This is a genomic window from Pseudomonas sp. XWY-1 (assembly GCF_002953115.1).
Classification (GTDB): Bacteria; Pseudomonadota; Gammaproteobacteria; order Pseudomonadales; family Pseudomonadaceae; genus Aquipseudomonas; species Aquipseudomonas alloputida.
Map to the genome: position 1 here is coordinate 5,460,560 of NZ_CP026332.1, position 20,948 is coordinate 5,481,507.

General features: G+C 62.2%; 16 protein-coding genes. 3 read left to right on the top strand and 13 right to left on the bottom strand.

Going from position 1 to position 20,948, the window contains the following annotated elements; translation table 11 throughout:
- Positions 1 to 4: 4 nt before the first annotated feature.
- From hutI to hutC, 6 genes are all read right to left on the bottom strand, one after another.
- Entirely contained in the window at positions 5 to 1,210 is a 1,206-nt protein-coding gene (gene hutI, locus PRJ_RS25510; protein ID WP_104962697.1) for an imidazolonepropionase, read from the bottom strand.
- A 15-nt stretch (positions 1,211 to 1,225) separates the two neighbouring features.
- A complete protein-coding gene (locus PRJ_RS25515; RefSeq protein ID WP_028697521.1) occupies positions 1,226 to 2,629 on the bottom strand; it encodes an amino acid permease in 1,404 nt (467 codons plus the stop codon).
- Positions 2,630 to 2,785: 156 nt separating this feature from the next.
- Positions 2,786 to 4,318, bottom strand: a complete 1,533-nt coding sequence (gene hutH / locus PRJ_RS25520) for a histidine ammonia-lyase (RefSeq protein WP_010955589.1) — start codon at positions 4,316 to 4,318, stop codon at positions 2,786 to 2,788.
- A 108-nt stretch (positions 4,319 to 4,426) separates the two neighbouring features.
- Complete coding sequence (gene hutU, locus PRJ_RS25525; RefSeq protein ID WP_104962698.1) at positions 4,427 to 6,100, bottom strand: urocanate hydratase; 1,674 nt, start codon at positions 6,098 to 6,100, stop codon at positions 4,427 to 4,429.
- Positions 6,101 to 6,622: 522 nt separating this feature from the next.
- Positions 6,623 to 7,195 carry a HutD family protein gene (locus PRJ_RS25540; protein WP_104962700.1) on the bottom strand — a complete coding sequence of 191 codons (573 nt, stop codon included), beginning with the start codon at positions 7,193 to 7,195 and terminating at the stop codon, positions 6,623 to 6,625.
- Positions 7,192 to 7,902, bottom strand: a complete 711-nt coding sequence (gene hutC / locus PRJ_RS25545) for a histidine utilization repressor (RefSeq protein WP_172830964.1) — start codon at positions 7,900 to 7,902, stop codon at positions 7,192 to 7,194. The genes PRJ_RS25540 and hutC overlap by 4 nt, the downstream gene beginning before the upstream one ends.
- A 144-nt stretch (positions 7,903 to 8,046) precedes the next feature.
- On the opposite strand from hutC, the gene PRJ_RS25550 reads away from it, so the two are divergent.
- Positions 8,047 to 9,411 (top strand): formimidoylglutamate deiminase, encoded by a 1,365-nt coding sequence (locus PRJ_RS25550; protein ID WP_104962701.1) that lies wholly within the window; start codon positions 8,047 to 8,049, stop codon positions 9,409 to 9,411.
- Between the two features lie 156 nt (positions 9,412 to 9,567).
- Here PRJ_RS25550 and PRJ_RS25555 read toward each other — a convergent pair whose 3' ends face one another.
- The 5 genes from PRJ_RS25555 to PRJ_RS25575 all read right to left on the bottom strand — a co-directional run bounded on the left by PRJ_RS25555 (position 9,568) and on the right by PRJ_RS25575 (position 14,917).
- Positions 9,568 to 10,140, bottom strand: a complete 573-nt coding sequence (locus PRJ_RS25555; RefSeq protein ID WP_020190972.1) for a lipocalin family protein — start codon at positions 10,138 to 10,140, stop codon at positions 9,568 to 9,570.
- A complete protein-coding gene (gene bamE, locus PRJ_RS25560; protein WP_003249234.1) occupies positions 10,137 to 10,391 on the bottom strand; it encodes an outer membrane protein assembly factor BamE in 255 nt (84 codons plus the stop codon). Before bamE ends, PRJ_RS25555 begins: the two co-directional genes overlap by 4 nt.
- Positions 10,392 to 10,618: 227 nt before the next feature.
- Positions 10,619 to 11,215 carry a DUF924 family protein gene (locus tag PRJ_RS25565; RefSeq protein WP_020190971.1) on the bottom strand — a complete coding sequence of 199 codons (597 nt, stop codon included), beginning with the start codon at positions 11,213 to 11,215 and terminating at the stop codon, positions 10,619 to 10,621.
- A gap of 3 nt (positions 11,216 to 11,218) precedes the next feature.
- On the bottom strand, positions 11,219 to 12,229 hold the full coding sequence (locus PRJ_RS25570) for a class 1 fructose-bisphosphatase (RefSeq protein WP_010955595.1): 1,011 nt from the start codon (positions 12,227 to 12,229) through the stop codon (positions 11,219 to 11,221).
- Between the two features lie 237 nt (positions 12,230 to 12,466).
- Complete coding sequence (locus tag PRJ_RS25575; RefSeq protein WP_104962702.1) at positions 12,467 to 14,917, bottom strand: glycogen/starch/alpha-glucan phosphorylase; 2,451 nt, start codon at positions 14,915 to 14,917, stop codon at positions 12,467 to 12,469.
- A 184-nt stretch (positions 14,918 to 15,101) separates the two neighbouring features.
- On the opposite strand from PRJ_RS25575, the gene PRJ_RS25580 reads away from it, so the two are divergent.
- The gene (locus tag PRJ_RS25580) at positions 15,102 to 15,506 is read left to right on the top strand and encodes a YkgJ family cysteine cluster protein (RefSeq protein WP_049870388.1); all 405 of its coding nucleotides are present in this window, start codon (positions 15,102 to 15,104) and stop codon (positions 15,504 to 15,506) included.
- 180 nt (positions 15,507 to 15,686) lie between these two features.
- Here the strand turns inward: PRJ_RS25580 and typA are convergent, their stop codons facing one another.
- On the bottom strand, positions 15,687 to 17,507 hold the full coding sequence (typA, locus tag PRJ_RS25585; protein WP_003249222.1) for a translational GTPase TypA: 1,821 nt from the start codon (positions 17,505 to 17,507) through the stop codon (positions 15,687 to 15,689).
- Between the two features lie 128 nt (positions 17,508 to 17,635).
- Complete coding sequence (gene thiI / locus PRJ_RS25590) at positions 17,636 to 19,090, bottom strand: tRNA uracil 4-sulfurtransferase ThiI (RefSeq protein WP_003249221.1); 1,455 nt, start codon at positions 19,088 to 19,090, stop codon at positions 17,636 to 17,638.
- A 448-nt stretch (positions 19,091 to 19,538) separates the two neighbouring features.
- On the opposite strand from thiI, the gene glnA reads away from it, so the two are divergent.
- The gene (gene glnA, locus PRJ_RS25595; RefSeq protein ID WP_003249219.1) at positions 19,539 to 20,945 is read left to right on the top strand and encodes a type I glutamate--ammonia ligase; all 1,407 of its coding nucleotides are present in this window, start codon (positions 19,539 to 19,541) and stop codon (positions 20,943 to 20,945) included.
- The last annotated feature ends 3 nt before the right edge of the window (positions 20,946 to 20,948 follow it).

The window sequence follows — 20,948 nt, forward strand, 5'->3', positions numbered from 1 at the left end:
TCGCTCAGTTGGAGATTTCATGGCCCATGCGCACTACGCGCTTGGGCAGGTCGCCACCCAGCCAGTAGGCCAGGTCGGCGGGGCGTTCGATTTGCCAGGCAACGAAGTCGGCCACCTTGCCCACTTGCAGCGAGCCGTGGCTGTCACCCAGGCCCAGCGCCGTGGCAGCGTGGACCGTAACGCCGGCCAGGGCTTCTTCCGGCGTCATGCGGAAGCAGGTGCAGCCCATGTTCAGCATCAACCGCAGCGACAACCCTGGTGAGGTGCCGGGGTTGAGGTCGCTGGCCAGGGCAATCTTTACCCCGTGGCGGCGCAATGCATCCATTGGCGGCAGCTGGGTTTCACGCAGGAAGTAGAACGCACCCGGTAGCAGCACGGCGACCGTGCCGGCGTTTGCCATGGCCACGGCGTCTTCCTCTGTCATGAACTCCAGGTGGTCAGCCGACAGTGCCTGGTAACGCGCGGCCAGGCTCGAGCCGTGCAACGATGACAGCTGTTCGGCATGCAGCTTGACCGGCAGGCCCAGTTCGCGCGCCTTGATGAACAGCCGCTCGACCTGGGCCGGCGAGAACGCGAGGTGTTCGCAGAAGGCATCCACGGCATCCACCAGGCCTTCGCTGGCCAGGGCAGGCAACATCTCGTCACAGATGTGCGCGATGTAGTTGTCGGCCCGACCCGCGTACTCCGGGGGCAAAGCGTGCGCCGCCAGGCACGTGGCACGCACCGTCAGCGGCAGCTCGTCAGCCAGGCGGCGGACCACTCGCAGCATCTTGCGCTCATTGGCCAGGTCCAGGCCGTAGCCGGACTTGACCTCAAGGGTGGTCACGCCATCGCGCATCAGTGCCTGAACACGCTGGCGAGCACTGGCGAACAGTTCGTCTTCGCTGGCTGCCCGGGTAGCCCGCACGGTACTCGCGATACCACCGCCCTGCGCGGCGATTTCGGCATAGCTCACGCCCTGCAGGCGCTGCTCGAACTCGCCGCTGCGGTTGCCACCGAACACCGCATGGGTGTGGCAGTCGATCAGCCCGGGAGTGACCCAGGCACCACCCAGGTCAACCGTGCGGTCAGCTTCGACGGGCGCCAGCTCGGCGCGCGGGCCTATCCACTCGATCAGCCCGGCGCTGGTGACGATCGCCGCATCCTCGATGGCCGAGTAGCGGCCATCGGCCATGGTTGCAACATGGCAATGCTGCCAGAGGGTTCTCATGCACAATCTCCTTTGCTAGCGGTGCAGCTCGGCCGGCTCCGCTACCGGCTGGCCCCGCCCTGCACGCGGCTTGCACCACAGCAGGTAGGACGCCACCAGGAACACCACCCAGATCACGCCGACGATCAATGCCGCCTGAGTGTCCGGGAAGTAGCCGAGCACGCCAAAGATGAACACCATGAACGCAATGGCCATGGCCGGGCCGTATGGCCAGAACGGTACCGGAAACTTGAGCTGGGCCACTTGCTCGCGGCTCATGCTGCGGCGCATGGCTACCTGGGTGAGCAGGATCATCAGCCACACCCACACCGTGGCGAAGGTGGCGATCGAGGCAATCAGCAGGAACACATTTTCCGGGATCAGGTAGTTGAGCAATACGCCGATCAGCAGCGCAGCCCCCATCACCACGACGGTCATCCACGGTACGCCATGTTTCGACAACTTGCTGAAACCGCGCGGGGCGTGGCCTTGCTGGGCCAGGCCATACATCATGCGGCCTGCGCCAAAGATGTCGCTGTTGATGGCAGAGATGGCAGCGGAAATCACCACGACGTTCAGCACGGCAGCGGCAGAGCCAATGCCCAGGTTGCTGAAGATCTGCACGAACGGGCTGCCCTGGCTACCGATCTGCGGCCATGGGTACAGGCACATCAGCACGAACAGGGTGAGCACGTAGAACAGCAGGATCCGTATTGGCACCGCGTTGATCGCTTTGGGAATGACGCGCTGCGGGTCTTTTGCCTCGCCGGCAGTGACGCCGATGATCTCGATACCGCCGAAGGCGAACATCACCACGGCAAACGACGCGATCAAGCCACCCACGCCGTTAGGCATGAAGCCGCCATGGTCGAACAGGTTGCTCATGCCCACGGCATGCCCGGTACCCACCTGGCTGAAACCGAAGGCCATGATGCCGAGGCCGGCCAGGATCATCGCCACGATGGCGCCGACCTTGAGCAGCGACAGCCAGAATTCCATTTCGCCGAATACCTTGACGTTGCACAGGTTGAGGCCGCCGATCAGGAAAACGATGCCCAACACCCAGATCCAGCGGGCTACCTCCGGGAACCAGAAGCCCATGTAGATACCGAACGCGGTGACGTCGGCGATGGCGACGATGACCATCTCGAAAGCGTAGGTCCAGCCAAGGATGAAACCGGCCATTGGGCCGAGGTAGGTGGTGGCGTAGTGGCCGAAGGAGCCGGCCACCGGGTTGTGCACGGCCATTTCGCCAAGGGCGCGCATGACCATGAACACTGCAGCGCCGCCGATCAGGTAGGCCAGCAGCACGGCCGGGCCTGCCATCTGGATGGCCGAGGCAGAGCCGTAGAACAGGCCGGTGCCGATGGCGGAGCCGAGGGCCATGAAACGGATGTGGCGGGCACTTAGCCCGCGCTTGAGACCTTGAGCTTGTTGCATGTCACGTCCTTGAATTGTTTTTGTGGTCGTGAGATTCAGGGGGCTGCTGCGCAGCCCCTTCGCGGGCACGCCCGCTCCCACAGGGGATGGTGTTTTGCACCTACTTCTGTGGGAGCGGGCGCGCCCGCGAAGGGCCGCCCAGCGGCCCCAGGGGCGTTACAGGCTTGGCAGTACACCCGCCGGCAGCAAGCCGGTCAGACTACCCTTGGCCAACAGGTCCACGGCCTTTTCAATATCCGGCGCGAAGAAACGGTCACGGTCGTAGTGCGGCACCTCGCTGCGCAGCGCCTGGCGCGCTTGCTCCAGCTTGGCCGAAGTCTTCAGGCCTTTGCGCAGGTCCAGGCCCTGGCACGCGCCCAGCCATTCGATGGCCAGCACGCCACGGGTGTTTTCGGCCATTTCCCACAGGCGCTTGCCGGCGGCCGGGGCCATCGACACGTGGTCTTCCTGGTTGGCCGAAGTTGGCAGGCTGTCGACGCTGTGTGGGTGCGACAAAGCCTTGTTTTCGCTGGCCAGGGCGGCAGCGGTGACCTGGGCGATCATGAAGCCGGAGTTGACCCCACCGTTTTCCACCAGGAACGGCGGCAGCTGGGACATGTGCTTGTCCATCATCAGCGAGATGCGGCGCTCGCTGAGCGAGCCGATTTCAGCGATGGCCAGGGCCAGGTTGTCAGCCGCCATGGCCACCGGTTCGGCGTGGAAGTTGCCGCCGGAGATCACATCACCTTCGGCAGCGAACACCAGCGGGTTGTCCGACACGGCGTTGGCTTCGATGCCCAGCACCTCGGCGGCCTGGCGCAGCTGGGTCAGGCAGGCACCCATGACCTGCGGCTGGCAGCGCAGCGAGTACGGGTCCTGGACCTTGTCGCAGTTCTTGTGCGACAGCGACACTTCGCTGGAGTCGCCCAGCAGGTCGCGGAAGCAGGCCGCGGTGTCGATCTGGCCGCGTTGGCCACGCACTTCGTGGACACGCGCATCGAAGGGCGAACGCGAGCCCAATGCGGCTTCGACGCTCAGGCCGCCGCAGGCGATGGCCGCGGCATACAGGTCTTCGGCCTGGAACAGGCCACGCAAGGCATAGGCGGTGGAGGCCTGGGTACCGTTGAGCAGGGCCAGGCCCTCTTTGGCGGCCAGGGTCAGCGGTTCGAGGCCGGCAATCGCCAAGGCTTCGGTGGCCGGCAGCCACTGGCCCTTGTAGCGGGCCTTGCCCTCGCCCAGCAGCACCAGCGACATATGCGCTAGCGGGGCAAGGTCACCGGATGCGCCTACCGAGCCTTTCAGCGGGATGTGCGGGTAGACTTCGGCGTTAACCAGGGCAATCAGCGCGTCGATGACTTTGCGGCGGATGCCGGAGAAGCCACGGCTGAGGCTGTTGATCTTCAGCACCATGATCAACCGCACCAGGTCGTCATCCAGCGGCGCGCCGATACCGGCGGCGTGGGACAGCACCAGCGAACGCTGCAGGTTCTCCAGGTCATGGCTGGCGATGCGGGTCGAGGCCAGCAGGCCGAAACCCGTGTTGATGCCGTACGCAGTACGGTCTTCGGCAATGATCTGCTCGACACAGGCGACGCTGGCGTCGATGGCCGGTGCGGCACTGGCATCCAGTTGCAGGCGCACGGGCGCGGCATGGATCGCGCGCAGCTGGGCCAGGGTCAGGGTGCCAGGCTTGAGGGTGAGTTCGGTCACGTTACTACTCCAAATCGCGTGGAGCCGCAGGCCCGCTTGTGGGTGCCTGCGCGCTCCTTCTTGTTGTTCAGTATCACCCCTTGCAGGGTGCGATCCAAAGCGTGGTGATCAGCCGGTGATCATCGGCAGGTCCAGGCCCTGCTCCTTGGCGCAGTCGATGGCGATGTCATAACCGGCATCGGCGTGACGCATGACGCCAGTCCCTGGGTCGTTGGTCAGTACCCGGGCGATGCGCTCGGCGGCCTCATCGGTACCGTCGCAGACGATGACCATGCCCGAGTGCTGCGAGAAGCCCATGCCCACGCCACCGCCATGGTGCAGCGAGACCCAGGTGGCGCCGCCTGCGGTGTTCAGCAGGGCGTTGAGCAGCGGCCAGTCGGAAACAGCGTCCGAACCATCACGCATGGCCTCGGTTTCGCGGTTCGGGCTGGATACCGAGCCGGAGTCGAGGTGGTCACGGCCGATCACCACCGGAGCCGACAGCTCGCCGCTGCGGACCATTTCGTTGAAAGCCAGGCCCAGCTTGGCGCGAAGGCCCAGCCCCACCCAGCAGATACGTGCCGGCAGGCCCTGGAAGCTGATGCGCTCGCGGGCCATGTCCAGCCAGCGGTGCAGGTGGGCGTCGTCGGGGATCAGTTCCTTGACCTTGGCGTCGGTCTTGTAGATGTCCTCAGCTTCACCGGACAGCGCCGCCCAGCGGAACGGGCCGACCCCGCGGCAGAACAGTGGGCGGATGTAGGCCGGGACGAAGCCTGGGAAGTCGAAGGCATTGGCCACGCCCTCTTCCTTGGCCATCTGGCGGATGTTGTTGCCGTAGTCGAAGGTTGGGATACCCTGCTTCTGGAAGTCCAGCATGGCCTGCACGTGCACGGCCATCGACTGCTTGGCGGCCTTGACCACTGCAGCCCGTTCGGTCTGCGCACGGTCGCGGTACTGCTCCCAAGTCCAGCCGGCTGGCAGGTAGCCGTTCAGTGGGTCGTGGGCGCTGGTCTGGTCGGTGACCATGTCCGGGCGCACGCCACGTTTGACCAGCTCTGGGAGGATTTCGGCGGCGTTGCCGTGCAGGGCGATGGAGATGGCCTTGCCTTCGGCGGTGTACTTGGCGATGCGTGCCAGGGCGTCGTCGAGGTCAGTGGCCTGCTCGTCGACGTAGCGGGTTTCCAGGCGGAAGTCGATACGGCTCTGCTGGCATTCGATGTTCAGCGAGCAAGCACCGGCCAGGGTCGCGGCCAGTGGCTGGGCGCCGCCCATGCCGCCCAGGCCAGCGGTGAGTACCCACTTGCCTTTCAGGCTGCCGCCGTAGTGCTGGCGACCGGCTTCGACGAAGGTTTCATAGGTGCCCTGGACGATGCCCTGGCTGCCGATGTAGATCCAGCTGCCGGCGGTCATCTGGCCGTACATGGCCAGGCCCTTGGCGTCCAGTTCGTTGAAGTGTTCCCAGTTGGCCCAGTGTGGCACCAGGTTGGAGTTGGCAATCAGCACGCGCGGTGCGTTGCTGTGGGTCTTGAATACACCGACCGGCTTGCCCGACTGGACCAGCAGGGTTTCGTCGTCTTCCAGGCGGGTCAGGGTTTCGACGATCTTGTCGTAGCAGGCCCAGTTGCGCGCGGCGCGGCCGATACCGCCGTATACCACCAGCTCTTTGGGGTTTTCCGCGACCTGTGGATCGAGGTTGTTCATCAGCATGCGCAGTGGCGCTTCGGTCAGCCAGCTTTTGGCGGTCAGCTTGTTGCCACGTGGGGCACGGATTTCAACGTCACGGTATTTGTTGTTGTCGGTCACGGGAAAGGTCCTCTGCGGTCGTCCGCGGGCGGGTATGTCGTGGTCAATATACAAACACACCTTTACTTGTATGTACAAGCATGGACAACCAAAATAATCGGACCTTGTCGTTCTTACCTTGACTTTTTGGGGGGTGAAGCGAGCGCCGGTCCGGCTTGAGTTCTGCGGCGGTGCGAAGATCGAGCGCCGCCCGCGCGGCGCTTCGCGGGTAAACCCGCTCCTACGTTTGTTTCAGGCCAATTATGCCTGTGGGATTTGCGCGCGAACGCCTTGGTGCCCATCTCGATATCGCGTCGTACCAACAAGGCGGTCGCGCGCGCCAGGCACAGGATGCACTGGCCCGAAACAAACGTAGGAGCGGGTTTACCCGCGAAGCGCCGCGCGGGCGGCGCTCGATCTCACAGGCGCAGAATGTGTCGAGCCGGACACCTGCGGCGCTCGATCTCACAGGCGCAGAATGTGTCGAGGCGGACACCTGGCGGCGCTCGATCTCACAGGCGCCAAAAATCTACAGCCGAACCTTCAGCGCCCATCAAGTTCGATCAGGCAGCACCGCCCCTGCACAACCAACCCCAGCAATTCATCATTGCCTTCCAGCCGCAAGCAGTCGAACAACCCCAACCGCTGCGTCTCGCGCCCGGCAATAGTGACTTCGACCAGGCTGCTGGCAGCAAACAACAACACCGTCGACGCCGAGCTGTACACCCGGCTGGTGCCATCCAGCCACTGCAACCGCGCCCGATATCGCTGCGGTGCATAGATCAGGTTGAAATCGCGGATCGCCCCACCCAGCAACTTGCAGCTGACCTGGCTCTCGCCGCTGAACGCAAACGCATCGAACGCCAGCAATGGCCGGCTGGCCTGGCCGTCGACCAGCAGGCGCATGCCGTCGCCCTGCAGCACGGTGATGATCCGCTGGTAGCCGGCAAAGGTGGAAAACCCTCCCGACTCTTCGATATCGGCAATCGACAGACGCCAGCCAAAACCGTCCAGGCCCTCGCCACTGTCGCGGGTGATCTCTTCGGTGAAACCACCACCGTTCTTCCAAGGCATGCGCGGGTAATCATGCGCACGCAACAACTGCAGCTGACTCATTTGCTGAAACGTCCTTCCAGGCGATGACGGGAACCGGGGTGGATCAGCCGTGCAGCGGTCACCGGCTGGCGGCCGGACCAGGTGCGACGACGAATCAGCAGGCAAGGCTCGCCCCGGTCGATCTGCAACAGGGTGCATTCTTCCGGCTCGGCCAGGATTGCCTCGACCACGTGCTCGCCCTCCGTCAGCGGCGCCACCTGGGACAGGTAGGCGTAAGGCGTCTGCCGGGTGAAATCCTGCTTGAGGTAATCGGGCGCAATGGCCGCGTTGACGTAACGGTCCTCGATCTGCACCGGCACGCCGTTCTCGAAATGCACGATCAGCGAATGGAACACGCGCTGACCTTCACGCATGTCCAGCGCCAGCGCCCGTTCGGAGCCGGCCGCTTCTTCGGCAAGCGTGATCACCTGGCAGCTATGCTGGTGTCCGCGCGCGGCAATTTCGTCGGCAATGTTGTTGACCTCGAACAGCGCCGAACGGCCCTTGGGCTCGGCCACGAAGGTGCCGACCCCTTGCATGCGCACCAGCAGGCCTTCGGCGGTGAGTTCACGCAGGGCGCGGTTGATGGTCATGCGGCTGAAGCCCAGCTCGTTGACCAGCTCGCTCTCGGAGGGTACCCGGTGATGCGGTGGCCAGCTGCCGTTGTCGATCTGCTGGATGATCATCTGTTTGACCCGGGCGTAGAGCGGCGCCGGGCCCTCGCCCATCTGGGCAACCAGCACGGAGACAGGAGGTGTCGGCACGGCGATGGATCCTTGTGCAAATGAAATGAGCGGTAGCTTGCCGCAGTTTACCCGGCAGGCAAACGCCTGTATATGTATATACAAGTTAACAATAACAGGATTCCACCGATGTCAGCCTACTTCGCCGAACGCGCCCTGCTACCTACGGGTTGGGCCAGCCATGTGCGTATCGAGGTCGCCAGTGATGGCCGTGTGGCCAGCATCGAGCCTGGCGCTTCGGCCGAAGACGCCGAGCGCCTGGCCGGCCCGCTGCTGCCCGGCATGCCCAACCTGCACTCGCATGCCTTCCAGCGCGCCATGGCAGGCCTGGCTGAAGTTGCCGGCAACCCCAACGACAGTTTCTGGACCTGGCGAGACCTGATGTACCGCCTGGTAGGGCAGATCAGCCCAGAGCAGCTTCAGGTCATCGCCCGCCAGCTGTACATCGAAATGCTCAAGGCCGGCTACACCTCGGTGGCCGAATTCCATTACGTGCACCACGACCAGGCTGGCAAGCCCTACGCCGACCCGGCCGAACTGTCGCTCCGCATCAGCGCGGCTGCGGCCGATAGCGGCATCGGCCTGACCTTGCTACCGGTGCTGTACAGCCATGCAGGCTTTGGCGGCCAGGCGCCGAACGACGGGCAGCGGCGCTTCATCAACTCCACTGAACAGTACCTGCAGCTGCAAGCCCAGCTCGCCCCGCTGCTGGCCGCGCAACCGGCGCAGCAACTGGGCCTGTGCTTCCACTCGCTGCGGGCGGTGAGGCCTGGGCAGATCGCCGAAGTGCTGGCGGCCAGCGACAGGCAGTGCCCAGTGCATATCCACATCGCCGAACAGCAGAAGGAAGTCGACGACTGCCTGGCCTGGAGCGGCCTGCGCCCGCTGCAGTGGCTGTACGAGCACGTGGACGTGGACCGCCGCTGGTGCCTGGTACACGCTACCCATGCCGAACCGGACGAAGTGACTGCCATGGCCCGCAGCGGCGCGGTGGCCGGGTTGTGCCTGACCACCGAAGCCAACCTGGGCGATGGGATCTTCCCGGCAGTGGATTTCCTGGCACAGGGCGGGCGCATGGGCATTGGTTCGGACAGCCATGTGTCGTTAAGCGTGGTGGAGGAGCTGCGCTGGCTGGAATATGGCCAGCGCCTGCGGGACCAGCGACGCAACCGCCTGTATCGCGGCGACCAGCCGATGGTCGGGCGTACGCTGTATGACGCGGCGCTGAGCGGTGGTGCGCAGGCACTGGGGCAGGCGGTCGGCGAGTTGGCGGTGGGCAAGCGTGCCGACTGGCTGGTGCTCGATGGGCAGGACCCCTACATCGCCATGGCGGAGGGTGATGCCATTCTCAACCGTTGGCTTTTTGCCGGTGGCGATCGCCAGGTGCGCGATGTCATGGTGAACGGGCAATGGGTGGTGCGCCAGGGGCGGCATGCCCAAGAAGAAGAAAGCGGGCGGGCGTTTGCCAAGGTGTTGCGCCAGCTTTTGGGCTGAGCGTACCGGGGCTGCGTTGCAGCCCTTCGCGGGCAAGCCCGCTCCCACAGGTTGGTGGACTGCCCCACAAAACGTCTTGGGGGCAGCCCAGGGTTCAGCGCAGAACCTGTGGGAGCGGGCTTGCCCGCGAAGGGTTGCAACGCAACCCCAAAAAACTCAGTGCATCTTTACTATTTGCTGATCGGACGCCCGCCAGATCAAGCGGCTGGTGTCATAGCCCTGCTGCCGCGCCCTGGACAGCAGGTTCTCGCGCTCCCAGGCCGGCAGTGTCGGCGTGCGCGACAGAATCCAAAGGTATTTGCGGTCCGGGCTGCCGACGATGGCCGTGCGGTAGTGGTCGTCCACATAAAGAATCCAGTACTCACCCCGCGCCACGCCTGGCACCAGCCTGGTGAACCAGTTATCGAACTCGACCCACAGCTTGTCGGTGTGCCCCGGCTCCTGGATATTCGCATGCCCTTCAGCGCGAAGCCATTCATCACCCATGGTGCGGCAGCGGTTGAGCACGCCATAACTGCCATCAGGCTTGAGGTTGTAATGGGCCTCGGACTGCTCGCAACCTTCCTGGTAGCGCATGGGCAGGCGCGCCAGCTCGTACCATTTGCCCTGGTAGCGCTTGAGGTCGACATTTCCGGCGGTTTTCGGCGCCAGCGGGTCGTGCACGGAACCTGCACAACCGCCCAGCAGCAACGCCAGGCATACGCCCATCAGCAGGTACGCACGCCTCATTTGAGGCCCTGCCCGGAATACATCAGCACTTTGTCAGCTGCATACTGCACGCTGATGAAGCTCTTCTCGTCCCCCCAGGTGCAGCTGCTCATGCCCAACGCGCCAGAACATTCGGTCGGCGTGCCGAGCAACTGCTCGACCTCGGCCTTGTTCATACCGGCCTTGATCTTGGAATAGTTTTCCTGATTGATCTTGCTGCAGGCAGTCAGCACGACGCACAGCGACAACAGGGCGAGGGAACGCAACGACATGAAGGGGACACTCCTGAAAGATGATACAGGCGAGTGGCCTGCAGTGACCTTCGACGTGAAAATCCCTCCCAGGTTCCCTACTCCACCCCCTATGCCCCTACACCATTGGTCGGATGGCCACTACTGTGCGATTAATCACAAAGCATTAATCATGTGCCCAATAAAAAAGGCCGCCCCCGTTGGAGCGGCCTTGCGTCGCGATGCCTGCGCAGCAGGCCCCCTGGGCCTCAGAACCGGGAGCCAGGCTCCAGCAAAAAGTCCATCTCTTCGCTGGTGCTCGGCCGCTCCAGCACCAGGTTGCGGTGCGGGAAGCGCCCGAAGCGGGCAATTACCCGCTGGTGCTGCTCGGCATAGTCGAGGAAGCCTTCGAACAGCCGGCGGTTGGCCTCGGGCTGTTCGTCCAGCAGCATTCGATAACGCTCCACGCACAGGTTCTGCCAGTCCAGCACTTCGGCATGCTCCAGTACCAGCAGCACGAACACGCGCTGGATCGGCAGCAGCTGGTAGTCCCAGCCCTTCTGCAGGCCCTGCATGGCGACTACCTGGGCACGCCGGTCGCCGTCGAAGGCACGCGGCGTGTCGCGGTAGATCATGCGTGGCAGCTGGTCGAGCAAAATCAGCAGGCCCAGCCAGCCCTGCGGGCTTTGCTGCCACTCTTCGAGCCCACCCGCCAGGGCGTGCTCGACCAGGTCGCCAAACAGCGCATGGGCGTCGGCATCGTAATGCTTGCCGAACCACAGCGTGCTCTTCTCGTCAGCCACGGCCTGGGCACTGGTGCCCCAACCGAACCACCATTCCAGCAACGGCTGCCAAGGTGCGAGCATGACTTACTCCTTGTGGTAAGCGGTGACGCGCTCGACCTCTTCCTTCGAGCCGAGAATCACCGACACGCGCTGGTGCAGGCTTTCTGGCTTGATGTCGAGGATGCGATCGTAACCGTTGGTGGAAGCGCCACCGGCCTGTTCGATGATGAACGACATCGGGTTGGCTTCGTACATCAGGCGCAGCTTGCCCGGCTTGCTTGGTTCGCGGGCGTCACGTGGGTACATGAACAGGCCGCCACGGGTCAGGATGCGGTGCACGTCGGCCACCATCGAGGCGATCCAGCGCATGTTGTAGTTCTTCTTCAGCGGGCCGGTCTCGCCTGCCAGCAGTTCGCCCACATAGCGCTGTACCGGGGCTTCCCAGTGACGCTGGTTGGACATGTTGATGGCGAACTCGGCGGTGGTCTCCGGTACGCGGATGTTTTCGTGGGTCAGCACGAAGCTGCCCAGTTCGCGATCCAGGGTGAAGCCCTTGACGCCGTTGCCCAGGGTCAGGATCAGCATGGTCTGCGGGCCGTAGATGGCATAACCGGCAGCAACCTGCTCGGTACCTGGCTGCAGGAACGCTTCTTCGTTGAGGCTTTCGTTCTGGCTCAGGTACTGGTTAGGGCAACGCAGAACCGAGAAGATGGTACCGACCGACACGTTGACGTCGATGTTCGACGAACCGTCCAGCGGGTCGAAGACCAGCAGGTAGGCGCCTTTCGGGTACCTGCCCGGGATCTGGTACGCGTTGTCCATTTCTTCGGAAGCCATGCCAGCCAGGTGACCGCCCCACTCGTTGGCTTCCAGCAGGATATCGTTGGAAATCACGTCCAGTTTCTTCTGGACCTCGCCCTGCACGTTTTCAGTGCCCATGCTGCCCAGCACACCACCGAGGGCGCCTTTGGACACGTGGTGGCTGATTTCCTTGCACGCACGCGCTACCACTTCGATCAGGAAGCGCAGATCGGCAGGGGTGTTGTTGCTGCGGGTCTGCTCAATCAGATAGCGACTCAGGGTAACGCGGGACATGTATGGCTCCGAACGGATTGGGGGGATGAAAAACCCACGCAGTTTACAGGGAGAGTGACGGGCTAGCGAGTGATGAGACTCGCCACGGCTCTCAGACGGCACAATAGGTCGGTAGTTCAGCCTTCGCCAGGCCGGTGGTCTGGTTGTGGGGCGATTCGCGGGCGCGCCCGCTTCTACAGGCTTATGAGGGCCCTGCAGGAGCGGGTTTACCCGCGATCAAGCCAGCACAGGCCTGCCTCAATCCAGCGCCTTCCAGATCTCGGTCGCATACTCGCGAATGGTCCGATCCGACGAGAACCAGCCCATCCGCGCGGTATTGAGCACCGCCTTGCGCCACCACTCCTGCGGTGTGTGCCACAGATCCTCGACCCGGCGCTGAGCATCCCAGTAGGCATCGAAATCGGCGCACAGCAGGAAGCGGTCGTAGGCGATCAGGCCGTCGATCAACCCGGTGTAACGAGAGGGGTCATCTGGCGAGAACACACCACTGCGAATAGCCTGCAACACATCGCTCAAGCGGCTGGAAGCGGCTATGGCGGTGCCGGCACCAAAGTCACCGGCACGCTTACGCGTTTCAACCTGCTGCGCGGTCAGGCCGAAGATGAACATGTTGTCGGCCCCCACCTGCTCGCACATCTCCACATTGGCGCCATCCAGAGTGCCGATGGTCAGCGCACCATTGAGGCCGAACTTCATGTTGCTGGTACCGGACGCTTCGTAACCTGCGGTGGATATCTGCTCGGAAAGGTCGGCCGCCGGGATGATGCTCTCGGCCAGGCTGACGTTGTAGTTGGGCAGGAATACCACCTTCAGCAGGCCGCGCACCGTCGGGTCGTTGTTCACCACCCGGGCGATGTCGTTTGCCAGTTTGATGATCAATTTGGCCTGGTGGTAACTGGCCGCAGCCTTGCCAGCGAAGATCTTCACCCGTGGCACCCAGTTGGTGCCAGGGTCATTGCGTATGGCCTGGTACAGTGCAACGGTGTGCAGCAGGTTGAGCAGCTGGCGCTTGTATTCGTGAATGCGTTTGACCTGAACATCGAATAGCGCCTCGGGGTTGACCGTGACGCCGATGCGATCCTGAATGATGCTGGCCAGGGCACGCTTGCTGTGCAGCCGCTGGGCAGCGAACTGCTTGCGAAAAGCGGCTTTGTCGGCGAACGGCACCAGGCCCGCCAGCCGCGTCTGCGGGTCGTCCTTGAGTTCCGGCCCAAGTGCCTCGACCAGCATCTCGGTCAACTGGGGGTTGGACTGGTACAACCAGCGGCGGAAGGTAATGCCGTTGGTCTTGTTGTTGATCCGTTTCGGGTAGAGCTTGTGCAGCTCGGAGAACACCGTGCTCTTCATCAACTTGCTGTGCAGCGCCGACACGCCGTTGACGCTGTGCGAGCCAAGAAACGCCAGGTTGCCCATGCGCACCCGTCGGCCGTTGTCTTCCTCGATCAGCGAAACCGCGCGCAGCACGTCGAAATCGTGCAGGCCTTTGGCCCGCAACGCATCGATATGGTAGGCATTGATCAGGTAGATGATCTGCATGTGCCGCGGCAACATGCGCTCCATCAGCGCTACCGGCCAGGTTTCCAGGGCTTCTGGCAACAGGGTGTGGTTGGTGTAGGCGAGCGTGCCGACGGTCAGCTCCCAGGCCTTTTCCCAAGGCACTTCGTGCTGGTCCACTAGCAACCGCATCAGCTCCGCCACCGCAATCGAAGGGTGGGTGTCGTTTAGCTGGATGGCCGCTGCATCAGGCAGGTTGAGCAGGTCCTTGTGCATGTTCAGGTGGCGCCGCAGCAAGTCCTGCAGCGAAGCCGAGACGAAAAAGTACTCTTGGCGAAGGCGCAGTTCCTGGCCAGCCTCGGTACTGTCGGCCGGGTAAAGCACACGCGAAATGCTCTCGGCACGCGCCACTTCAGCCACAGCCCCCAAGTGATCACCGGCGTTGAAGCGCTCCAGGTGGAGCTCTTCCAGTGCCCGCGCCCGCCAAAGGCGCAGGGTGTTGACGCTGGATCCGCGCCAGCCGACTACCGGCGTGTCGTAGGCCACCGCCCGCACCGTCTCGCCAGGCCACCATACCTGGCGCTGGGCACCGCTTGCATCGTGGACCGTTTCGACACTGCCGCCAAAGCTGATCGGGTAGATCACCTCGGCGCGCTCGAACTCCCAGGGGTTGCCGAAATCCAGCCAGTTTTCGGTCTGCTCCTGCTGCCAGCCATCGACCACGGCCTGACGGAACAGCCCGTGCTCGTAGCGGATGCCGTAACCATGGGCAGCGATACCCAAGGTAGACATGCTCTCCATGAAGCACGCCGCCAGACGGCCAAGGCCGCCATTGCCCAGCGCGGCGTCCGGCTCGAGCAGGCGAATGCGCTCGAGGTCCACATCCAGCCCCTCCAGCGCATCGCGCGCGATGTCCAGCAGGCCCAGGTTGCTCAGGCTGTCATACAGCAAGCGGCCGATGAGAAACTCCAGGGAAAGGTAGTAGACCCGCTTCTGGCTGCGCCGATAGGCCTGCCGGGTGTGATCCATCCAGTGGTCGACCATATGATCGCGCGCGGCCAGGGCAATGGCTTCGAACCAGTCATGGTCGAAGGCATGCTCGGGGTCCTTGCCGACCGCGTAGGTCAGCTTGTTCAGTACAGCGGCACGAAAATCCGCGACTTCGGCGTCACGTGCTTTGGGTTCCTGGGACATGCGGCATCCTCGGGCAAGTTGACGAAAGCGGAGGGAGAGTGATGAGACTAGACCCTTCGACAGGGAGCGACAGTTACGGTTCGCAGTTTTCATGCCCACTCTGCGATTCCGGCAAAAGGTTGTTCATAAATTGAACAATTCCGGTATCATCGCGCGCCCCAAGACCGTGATCCACCCTATAAAGATGAAAACGACCCTGATCGCCGCCGCCGAAGTCGACCGCCTGGAGACTTGGCAGCGCTACGCCAGCCACATGTGCCACGGCTGCCATTCGACCTGCTGCACCCTGCCGGTAGAGGTGAAGATCAAGGATCTGATCCGTATCGGCGTGGTCGACGAGTTCGAAAAAGACGAACCACCCAAGAACGTGGCCAAACGCCTGCAAAAAGAAGGCATCATCGAGCGCTTCAACCAGAAGTCGGGGATATTCACCCTGACCCGGATGAGCAACGACGACTGCATGTACCTGGATCGTAAAAGCCGCCTGTGCACCATTTATGACAAGCGCCCGGATACCTGCCGCAACCACCCCAAGGTCGGGCCGCGGCCGGGGTATTGCGCCTACAAGCCCAAGGTGGTTGGGCGTTGATCTATTGCCTGCACCGGCCTCTTCGCGGGTAAACCCGCTCCTACAGGTCTTGACCTTTGTGGATCCTGTAGGAGCGGGTTTACCCGCGAAGAGGCCGGTACCACCAGCACAAAAAACCCAGACAAACTAAAACGCCCCCGGCCTTTCGACCGGGGGCGTTTTCATTCAGCCTGAGCTAACTCAGTTCTTGGCTTTCTTGGCTGCGCGGGTACGCTCGCCTTCGTCCAGGATCTTCTTGCGCAGACGGATCGACTTAGGAGTCACTTCGCACAGCTCGTCATCCTGGATGAATTCCAGGGCCTGCTCGAGGGTGTGGCGAACTGGCGGTACCAGGGCGATGACTTCGTCTTTGCCCGAAGCACGCATGTTGTCGAGCTTCTTGCCTTTGGTCGGGTTCACGCCCAGGTCGTTGTCACGGCTGTTCAGGCCAATGATCTGACCGTTGTAGATCTCCTGGCCGTGTTCAACGAACAGCTTGCCGCGAGCCTGCAGGGTTTCCAGCGAGTAGGTCAGTGCCTTGCCGGTCTCGACCGAAACCAGTACGCCGTTGAGGCGGCCGGACATCTGGCCCGACTTCATGGTGTCGTAGCGATCGAAGATCGAGGTCAGGATGCCTGCACCGTTGGTCAGGGTCAGGAACTGGTTACGGAAACCGATCAGACCACGGGCTGGAATGTTGTACTCCAGACGAACACGGCCCTTGCCATCCGGAACCATGTTGGTCAGGTCGCCTTTACGCAGACCCATCTCTTCCATGACCTTGCCCTGGGATTCTTCAGGGATGTCGATGGTGACGTTCTCGAACGGCTCCTGCTTCACGCCGTCGACTTCGCGGATGATCACTTCAGGACGGCCCACGGCCATTTCGAAGCCTTCACGACGCATGGTTTCGATCAGCACCGACAGGTGCAGCTCACCACGGCCCGAAACCTTGAACTTGTCTGGGGAGTCGGTCTCCTGAACGCGCAGGGCAACGTTGTACAGCAGCTCCTTGTCCAGACGGTCCTTGATGTTACGGCTGGTGACGAACTTGCCTTCTTTACCGCAGAACGGCGAGTCGTTGACCTGGAAGGTCATCGAAACGGTCGGCTCGTCAACGGTCAGCGGCTTCATCGCTTCTACCGCATCCGGGGCGCACAGGGTGTCGGAGATGAACAGCTCATCGAAACCGCTGATGCAGACGATATCGCCAGCCTGGGCTTCTTCGACGTCAACGCGGTGCAGACCGTGGTGACCCATCAGCTTCAGGATACGGCCGTTGCGCTTCTTGCCGTTGGTGTCGATGGCGACAACCGGGGTGTTCGGCTTGACGCGGCCACGGGCGATGCGGCCAACACCGATCACGCCGAGGAAGCTGTTGTAGTCCAGTGCGGAGATCTGCATCTGGAACGGGCCGTCGCGGTCAACAGACGGTGCTGGTACGTTGTCGATGATCGACTGGTACAGCGGGGTCATGTCTTCGGCCATGGCAGTGTGGTCCAGGCCGGCAATGCCGTTCAGGGCCGAGGCGTAGACCACTTTGAAGTCCAGCTGTTCGTCGGTGGCACCGAGGTTGTCGAACAGGTCGAAGATCTGGTCCAGAACCCAGTCAGGACGCGCGCCCGGACGGTCAACCTTGTTGATCACGACGATTGGCTTCAGGCCGGCTTCGAAAGCCTTCTTGGTCACGAAGCGGGTTTGCGGCATCGGGCCGTCCTGGGCGTCGACCAGCAGCAGCACGGAGTCGACCATCGACATTACACGCTCAACCTCGCCACCGAAGTCGGCGTGGCCGGGGGTGTCGACGATGTTGATGTGGTAGCCGTTCCAGTTGATGGCGGTGTTTTTCGCCAGAATGGTAATACCGCGCTCTTTTTCCTGGTCGTTGGAGTCCATGACGCGCTCGTCATTGAGCTCGTTACGCTCCAGAGTGCCGGACTGACGCAGGAGTTTGTCGACCAGAGTGGTTTTACCATGGTCAACGTGGGCGATGATGGCGATGTTACGCAGATTTTCGATCACAAGTGTATCTCGATCAGAGGATTCGGTTGCCGCCCAGTGTAGGCGGCCAATATGTACCGTTTAAGGCTCAGCGGGCCCGGCGGTCGGGAGGGCGATGGCGAATACTGCCGCCATACAGCCCCGGCGTCTTATGTCGGACGATAAACACGCACATTGGCATGTCCCTCACTGAGCAGATGGTGTGCGTGCAAACGGCTCATCACACCCTTGTCGCAATACAGCAAGTACTGGCGCGTGGGGTCCAGGTGCTTGAACTTGCTGTTGATGGCGTAGAACGGCATGGCCTGGACTTCGATACCTTCCAGTACCAGAGGTTCGTCTTCCTGGGCATCGGGGTGGCGAATGTCGATGACGATCTGGCCTGGCAGCGCCTCGGCCACTTCCTCGATTTCGATGTCCTTGCCCAGCTCATCGATCACATGATCGATGGAAATGAACTTGGCGCGCTCAAGAGCGCGCTCCAGCACGGCCATGTCGAACTGCTTTTCTTCGTGCTCCATGCGGTGACGCTTGGCATGGGTGGTCGGGTTTACCGAGATCACGCCGCAGTATTCCGGCATGTGCTTGGCAAAGTCCGCGGTGCCGATTTCGGTGGCCTGGTCGATGATGTCCTGCTTGTGGCTGGCCAGCAGCGGGCGCAGCACCAGCTTGTCGGTGGCCGAGTCGATGATCGACAGGTTCGGCAGGGTCTGGCTGGACACCTGGGAAATCGCTTCGCCGGTCACCAGCGCGTCGATCTGCAGACGGTCGGCCATATGGGCGGCGCCGCGCAGCATCATGCGCTTGAGGGTCACGCCCATGTAGCTGTTGTCGACCTTGTTGAGGATCTCGCCAACCACTTCTTCGAACGGCACGCTGATGAACAGTACGCGCTGGCTGCTGCCGTACTTTTTCCACAGGTAATGGGCCACTTCCATCACGCCCAGCTCGTGGGCACGGCCGCCGAGGTTGAAGAAGCAGAAGTGGGTCATCAGGCCGCGGCGCATCATCTGGTAGGCCGCAACGGTGGAGTCGAAACCACCGGACATCAGCACCAGGGTCTGCTCCAGGGCACCCAGCGGATAACCGCCGATGCCATTGTGCTGGTTGTGGATCACGTACAGGCGCTGGTCGCGGATTTCGATGCGCACCAGCACTTCAGGCTTTTTCAGCTCGATCCCGGCGGCGCCACACTGCTGGCGCAGCTGGCTGCCGACGTAACGGTCGACGTCCATCGAGGTGAAGTCATGGTGGCCACCGCGCTTGCAGCGCACGGCGAAGTGCTTGCCGGCCAGCAGGTGGCCGAAGTGGTGCTTGCACTTGGCGACGATGTCGTCGAAGTCACCCAGCGGGTATTCCTCTACCTGCAGGAAGTGGGTGATACCCGGGGTGCAGGTGAGGCGTTCGATCATCTCGCGCTGGACTTTTTCGTCTTCGACGCGGGTGACCACCTCGAGATTGTCCCAGACACCATCGACCGCGAGCTCAGGGTCGAGATCCTTGAGCACGTTGCGGATGTTCTTGCCAAGCTGGCGGATGAAGCGCTTGCGCACCGGCCGGCTTTTGATGGTGATTTCTGGGAAGACTTTGACGATAAGTTTCATTGGTTAACAGCGCGCGCAGGGCCTGCCGAAAATGAGGGGCGCGAATTATATCGGAAATTGCTCAGGATTTGACCAACTTTTGATCAGAAGCTTTGAGATAAATGCAGAGGCCAGGTTTTGCAGCGCCTGTTCCGGCCCTTTCGCGGGCAAACCCGCCCGTAGGAGCGGGTTTACCCGCGAAGAGGCCCTAGAAGCTGGCACACCACACGCCACGCACCCTATTGGTGCGACACGATCAAAAAACGCATCGTAAGAGTGCACTTTCACCCGCTAACCCAACGCCAAATGCCCGCAAACGCCCCCTTTTATCCCACCCTCGCCATTTTCGGGCACTGGCATGCAATTTGCTCCCTTGTGAGGCAGGTAAGCTTGGCCGACTATCCGCGCCCGGCAACACCCTTTTTCCAGGGCAGCGGCCCACCGCGCTCTAGACCATCCGGAGGACAACATGTCGAAGTCGGTTCAACTCATCAAAGATCATGACGTCAAGTGGATTGATCTGCGTTTCACGGACACCAAAGGCATTCAGCACCACGTGACCATGCCGTCGCGTGATGCGCTGGACGAAGACTTCTTCGAAGTCGGCAAGATGTTCGACGGTTCCTCCATCGCTGGCTGGAAAGGTATCGAAGCTTCCGACATGATCCTGATGCCGGTCGACGAAACCGCCGTTCTGGACCCGTTCACCGAAGAACCAACCCTGATCATCACCTGCGACATCGTCGACCCGTCGAGCATGCAGGGCTACGACCGCGACCCACGCGCCATCGCCAAGCGCGCTGAAGAGTACCTGAAGAGCACCGGCATCGGTGATACCGTATTCGCTGGCCCAGAGCCTGAGTTCTTCATCTTCGACGAAGTGAAGTTCCACTCGGACATCTCCGGTTCGATGTTCAAGATCTTCTCCGAGCAGGGCTCGTGGATGACCGGCGCTGACGTGGAAGGCGGCAACAAAGGCCACCGTCCAGGCGTGAAAGGCGGCTACTTCCCGGTTCCGCCGTTCGACCACGACCACGAAATCCGTACTGCCATGTGCAACGCCCTGGAAGAAATGGGCCAGACCGTTGAAGTTCACCACCACGAAGTGGCGACTGCCGGCCAGAACGAAATCGGCGTCAAGTTCAACACCCTGGTGAAGAAGGCTGACGAAGTACAGGCGCTGAAATACGTCGTGCACAACGTTGCCGACGCTTACGGCCGTACCGCCACCTTCATGCCGAAGCCACTGTATGGCGACAACGGCTCGGGCATGCACGTGCACATGTCGATCTGGAAAGACGGCAAGAACACCTTCTCGGGTGAAGGCTATGCCGGCCTGTCCGACACCGCCCTGTACTTCATCGGCGGTATCATCAAGCACGGTAAGGCCCTGAACGGCTTCACCAACCCGTCGACCAACTCGTACAAGCGTCTGGTCCCAGGCTTCGAAGCCCCGGTAATGCTGGCCTACTCGGCTCGCAACCGTTCCGCCTCGATCCGTATTCCTTACGTTGGCAGCCCGAAAGCCCGCCGTATCGAAGCACGCTTCCCGGACCCATCGGCCAACCCGTACCTGGCGTTCGCGGCCCTGCTGATGGCTGGCCTGGACGGCATCCAGAACAAGATCCACCCAGGCGACGCGGCCGACAAGAACCTGTACGACCTGCCACCAGAAGAAGCCAAGAACATCCCGCAAGTGTGCGGCAGCCTGAAAGAAGCTCTGGAAGAGCTGGATAAAGGCCGTGCGTTCCTGACCAAGGGCGGCGTGTTCTCCGACGACTTCATCGATGCCTTCATCGAGCTGAAGAGCGAAGAAGAAATCAAGGTCCGTACCTTCGTACACCCGCTGGAATACGAGCTGTACTACAGCTGCTGATCT

Excerpts from the sequence above, each read along its gene's own strand:
- hutI (WP_104962697.1), bottom strand. The coding sequence starts at position 1,210 with ATGAGAACCCTCTGGCAGCATTGCCATGTTGCAACCATGGCCGATGGC.
- PRJ_RS25515 (WP_028697521.1), bottom strand. The coding sequence starts at position 2,629 with ATGCAACAAGCTCAAGGTCTCAAGCGCGGGCTAAGTGCCCGCCACATC.
- PRJ_RS25540 (WP_104962700.1), bottom strand. The coding sequence starts at position 7,195 with ATGAGTCAGCTGCAGTTGTTGCGTGCGCATGATTACCCGCGCATGCCT.
- hutC (WP_172830964.1), bottom strand. The coding sequence starts at position 7,902 with ATGGGCGAGGGCCCGGCGCCGCTCTACGCCCGGGTCAAACAGATGATC.
- PRJ_RS25550 (WP_104962701.1), top strand. The coding sequence starts at position 8,047 with ATGTCAGCCTACTTCGCCGAACGCGCCCTGCTACCTACGGGTTGGGCC.
- PRJ_RS25555 (WP_020190972.1), bottom strand. The coding sequence starts at position 10,140 with ATGAGGCGTGCGTACCTGCTGATGGGCGTATGCCTGGCGTTGCTGCTG.
- bamE (WP_003249234.1), bottom strand. The coding sequence starts at position 10,391 with ATGTCGTTGCGTTCCCTCGCCCTGTTGTCGCTGTGCGTCGTGCTGACT.
- PRJ_RS25565 (WP_020190971.1), bottom strand. The coding sequence starts at position 11,215 with ATGCTCGCACCTTGGCAGCCGTTGCTGGAATGGTGGTTCGGTTGGGGC.
- PRJ_RS25570 (WP_010955595.1), bottom strand. The coding sequence starts at position 12,229 with ATGTCCCGCGTTACCCTGAGTCGCTATCTGATTGAGCAGACCCGCAGC.
- PRJ_RS25575 (WP_104962702.1), bottom strand. The coding sequence starts at position 14,917 with ATGTCCCAGGAACCCAAAGCACGTGACGCCGAAGTCGCGGATTTTCGT.
- PRJ_RS25580 (WP_049870388.1), top strand. The coding sequence starts at position 15,102 with ATGAAAACGACCCTGATCGCCGCCGCCGAAGTCGACCGCCTGGAGACT.
- thiI (WP_003249221.1), bottom strand. The coding sequence starts at position 19,090 with ATGAAACTTATCGTCAAAGTCTTCCCAGAAATCACCATCAAAAGCCGG.
- glnA (WP_003249219.1), top strand. The coding sequence starts at position 19,539 with ATGTCGAAGTCGGTTCAACTCATCAAAGATCATGACGTCAAGTGGATT.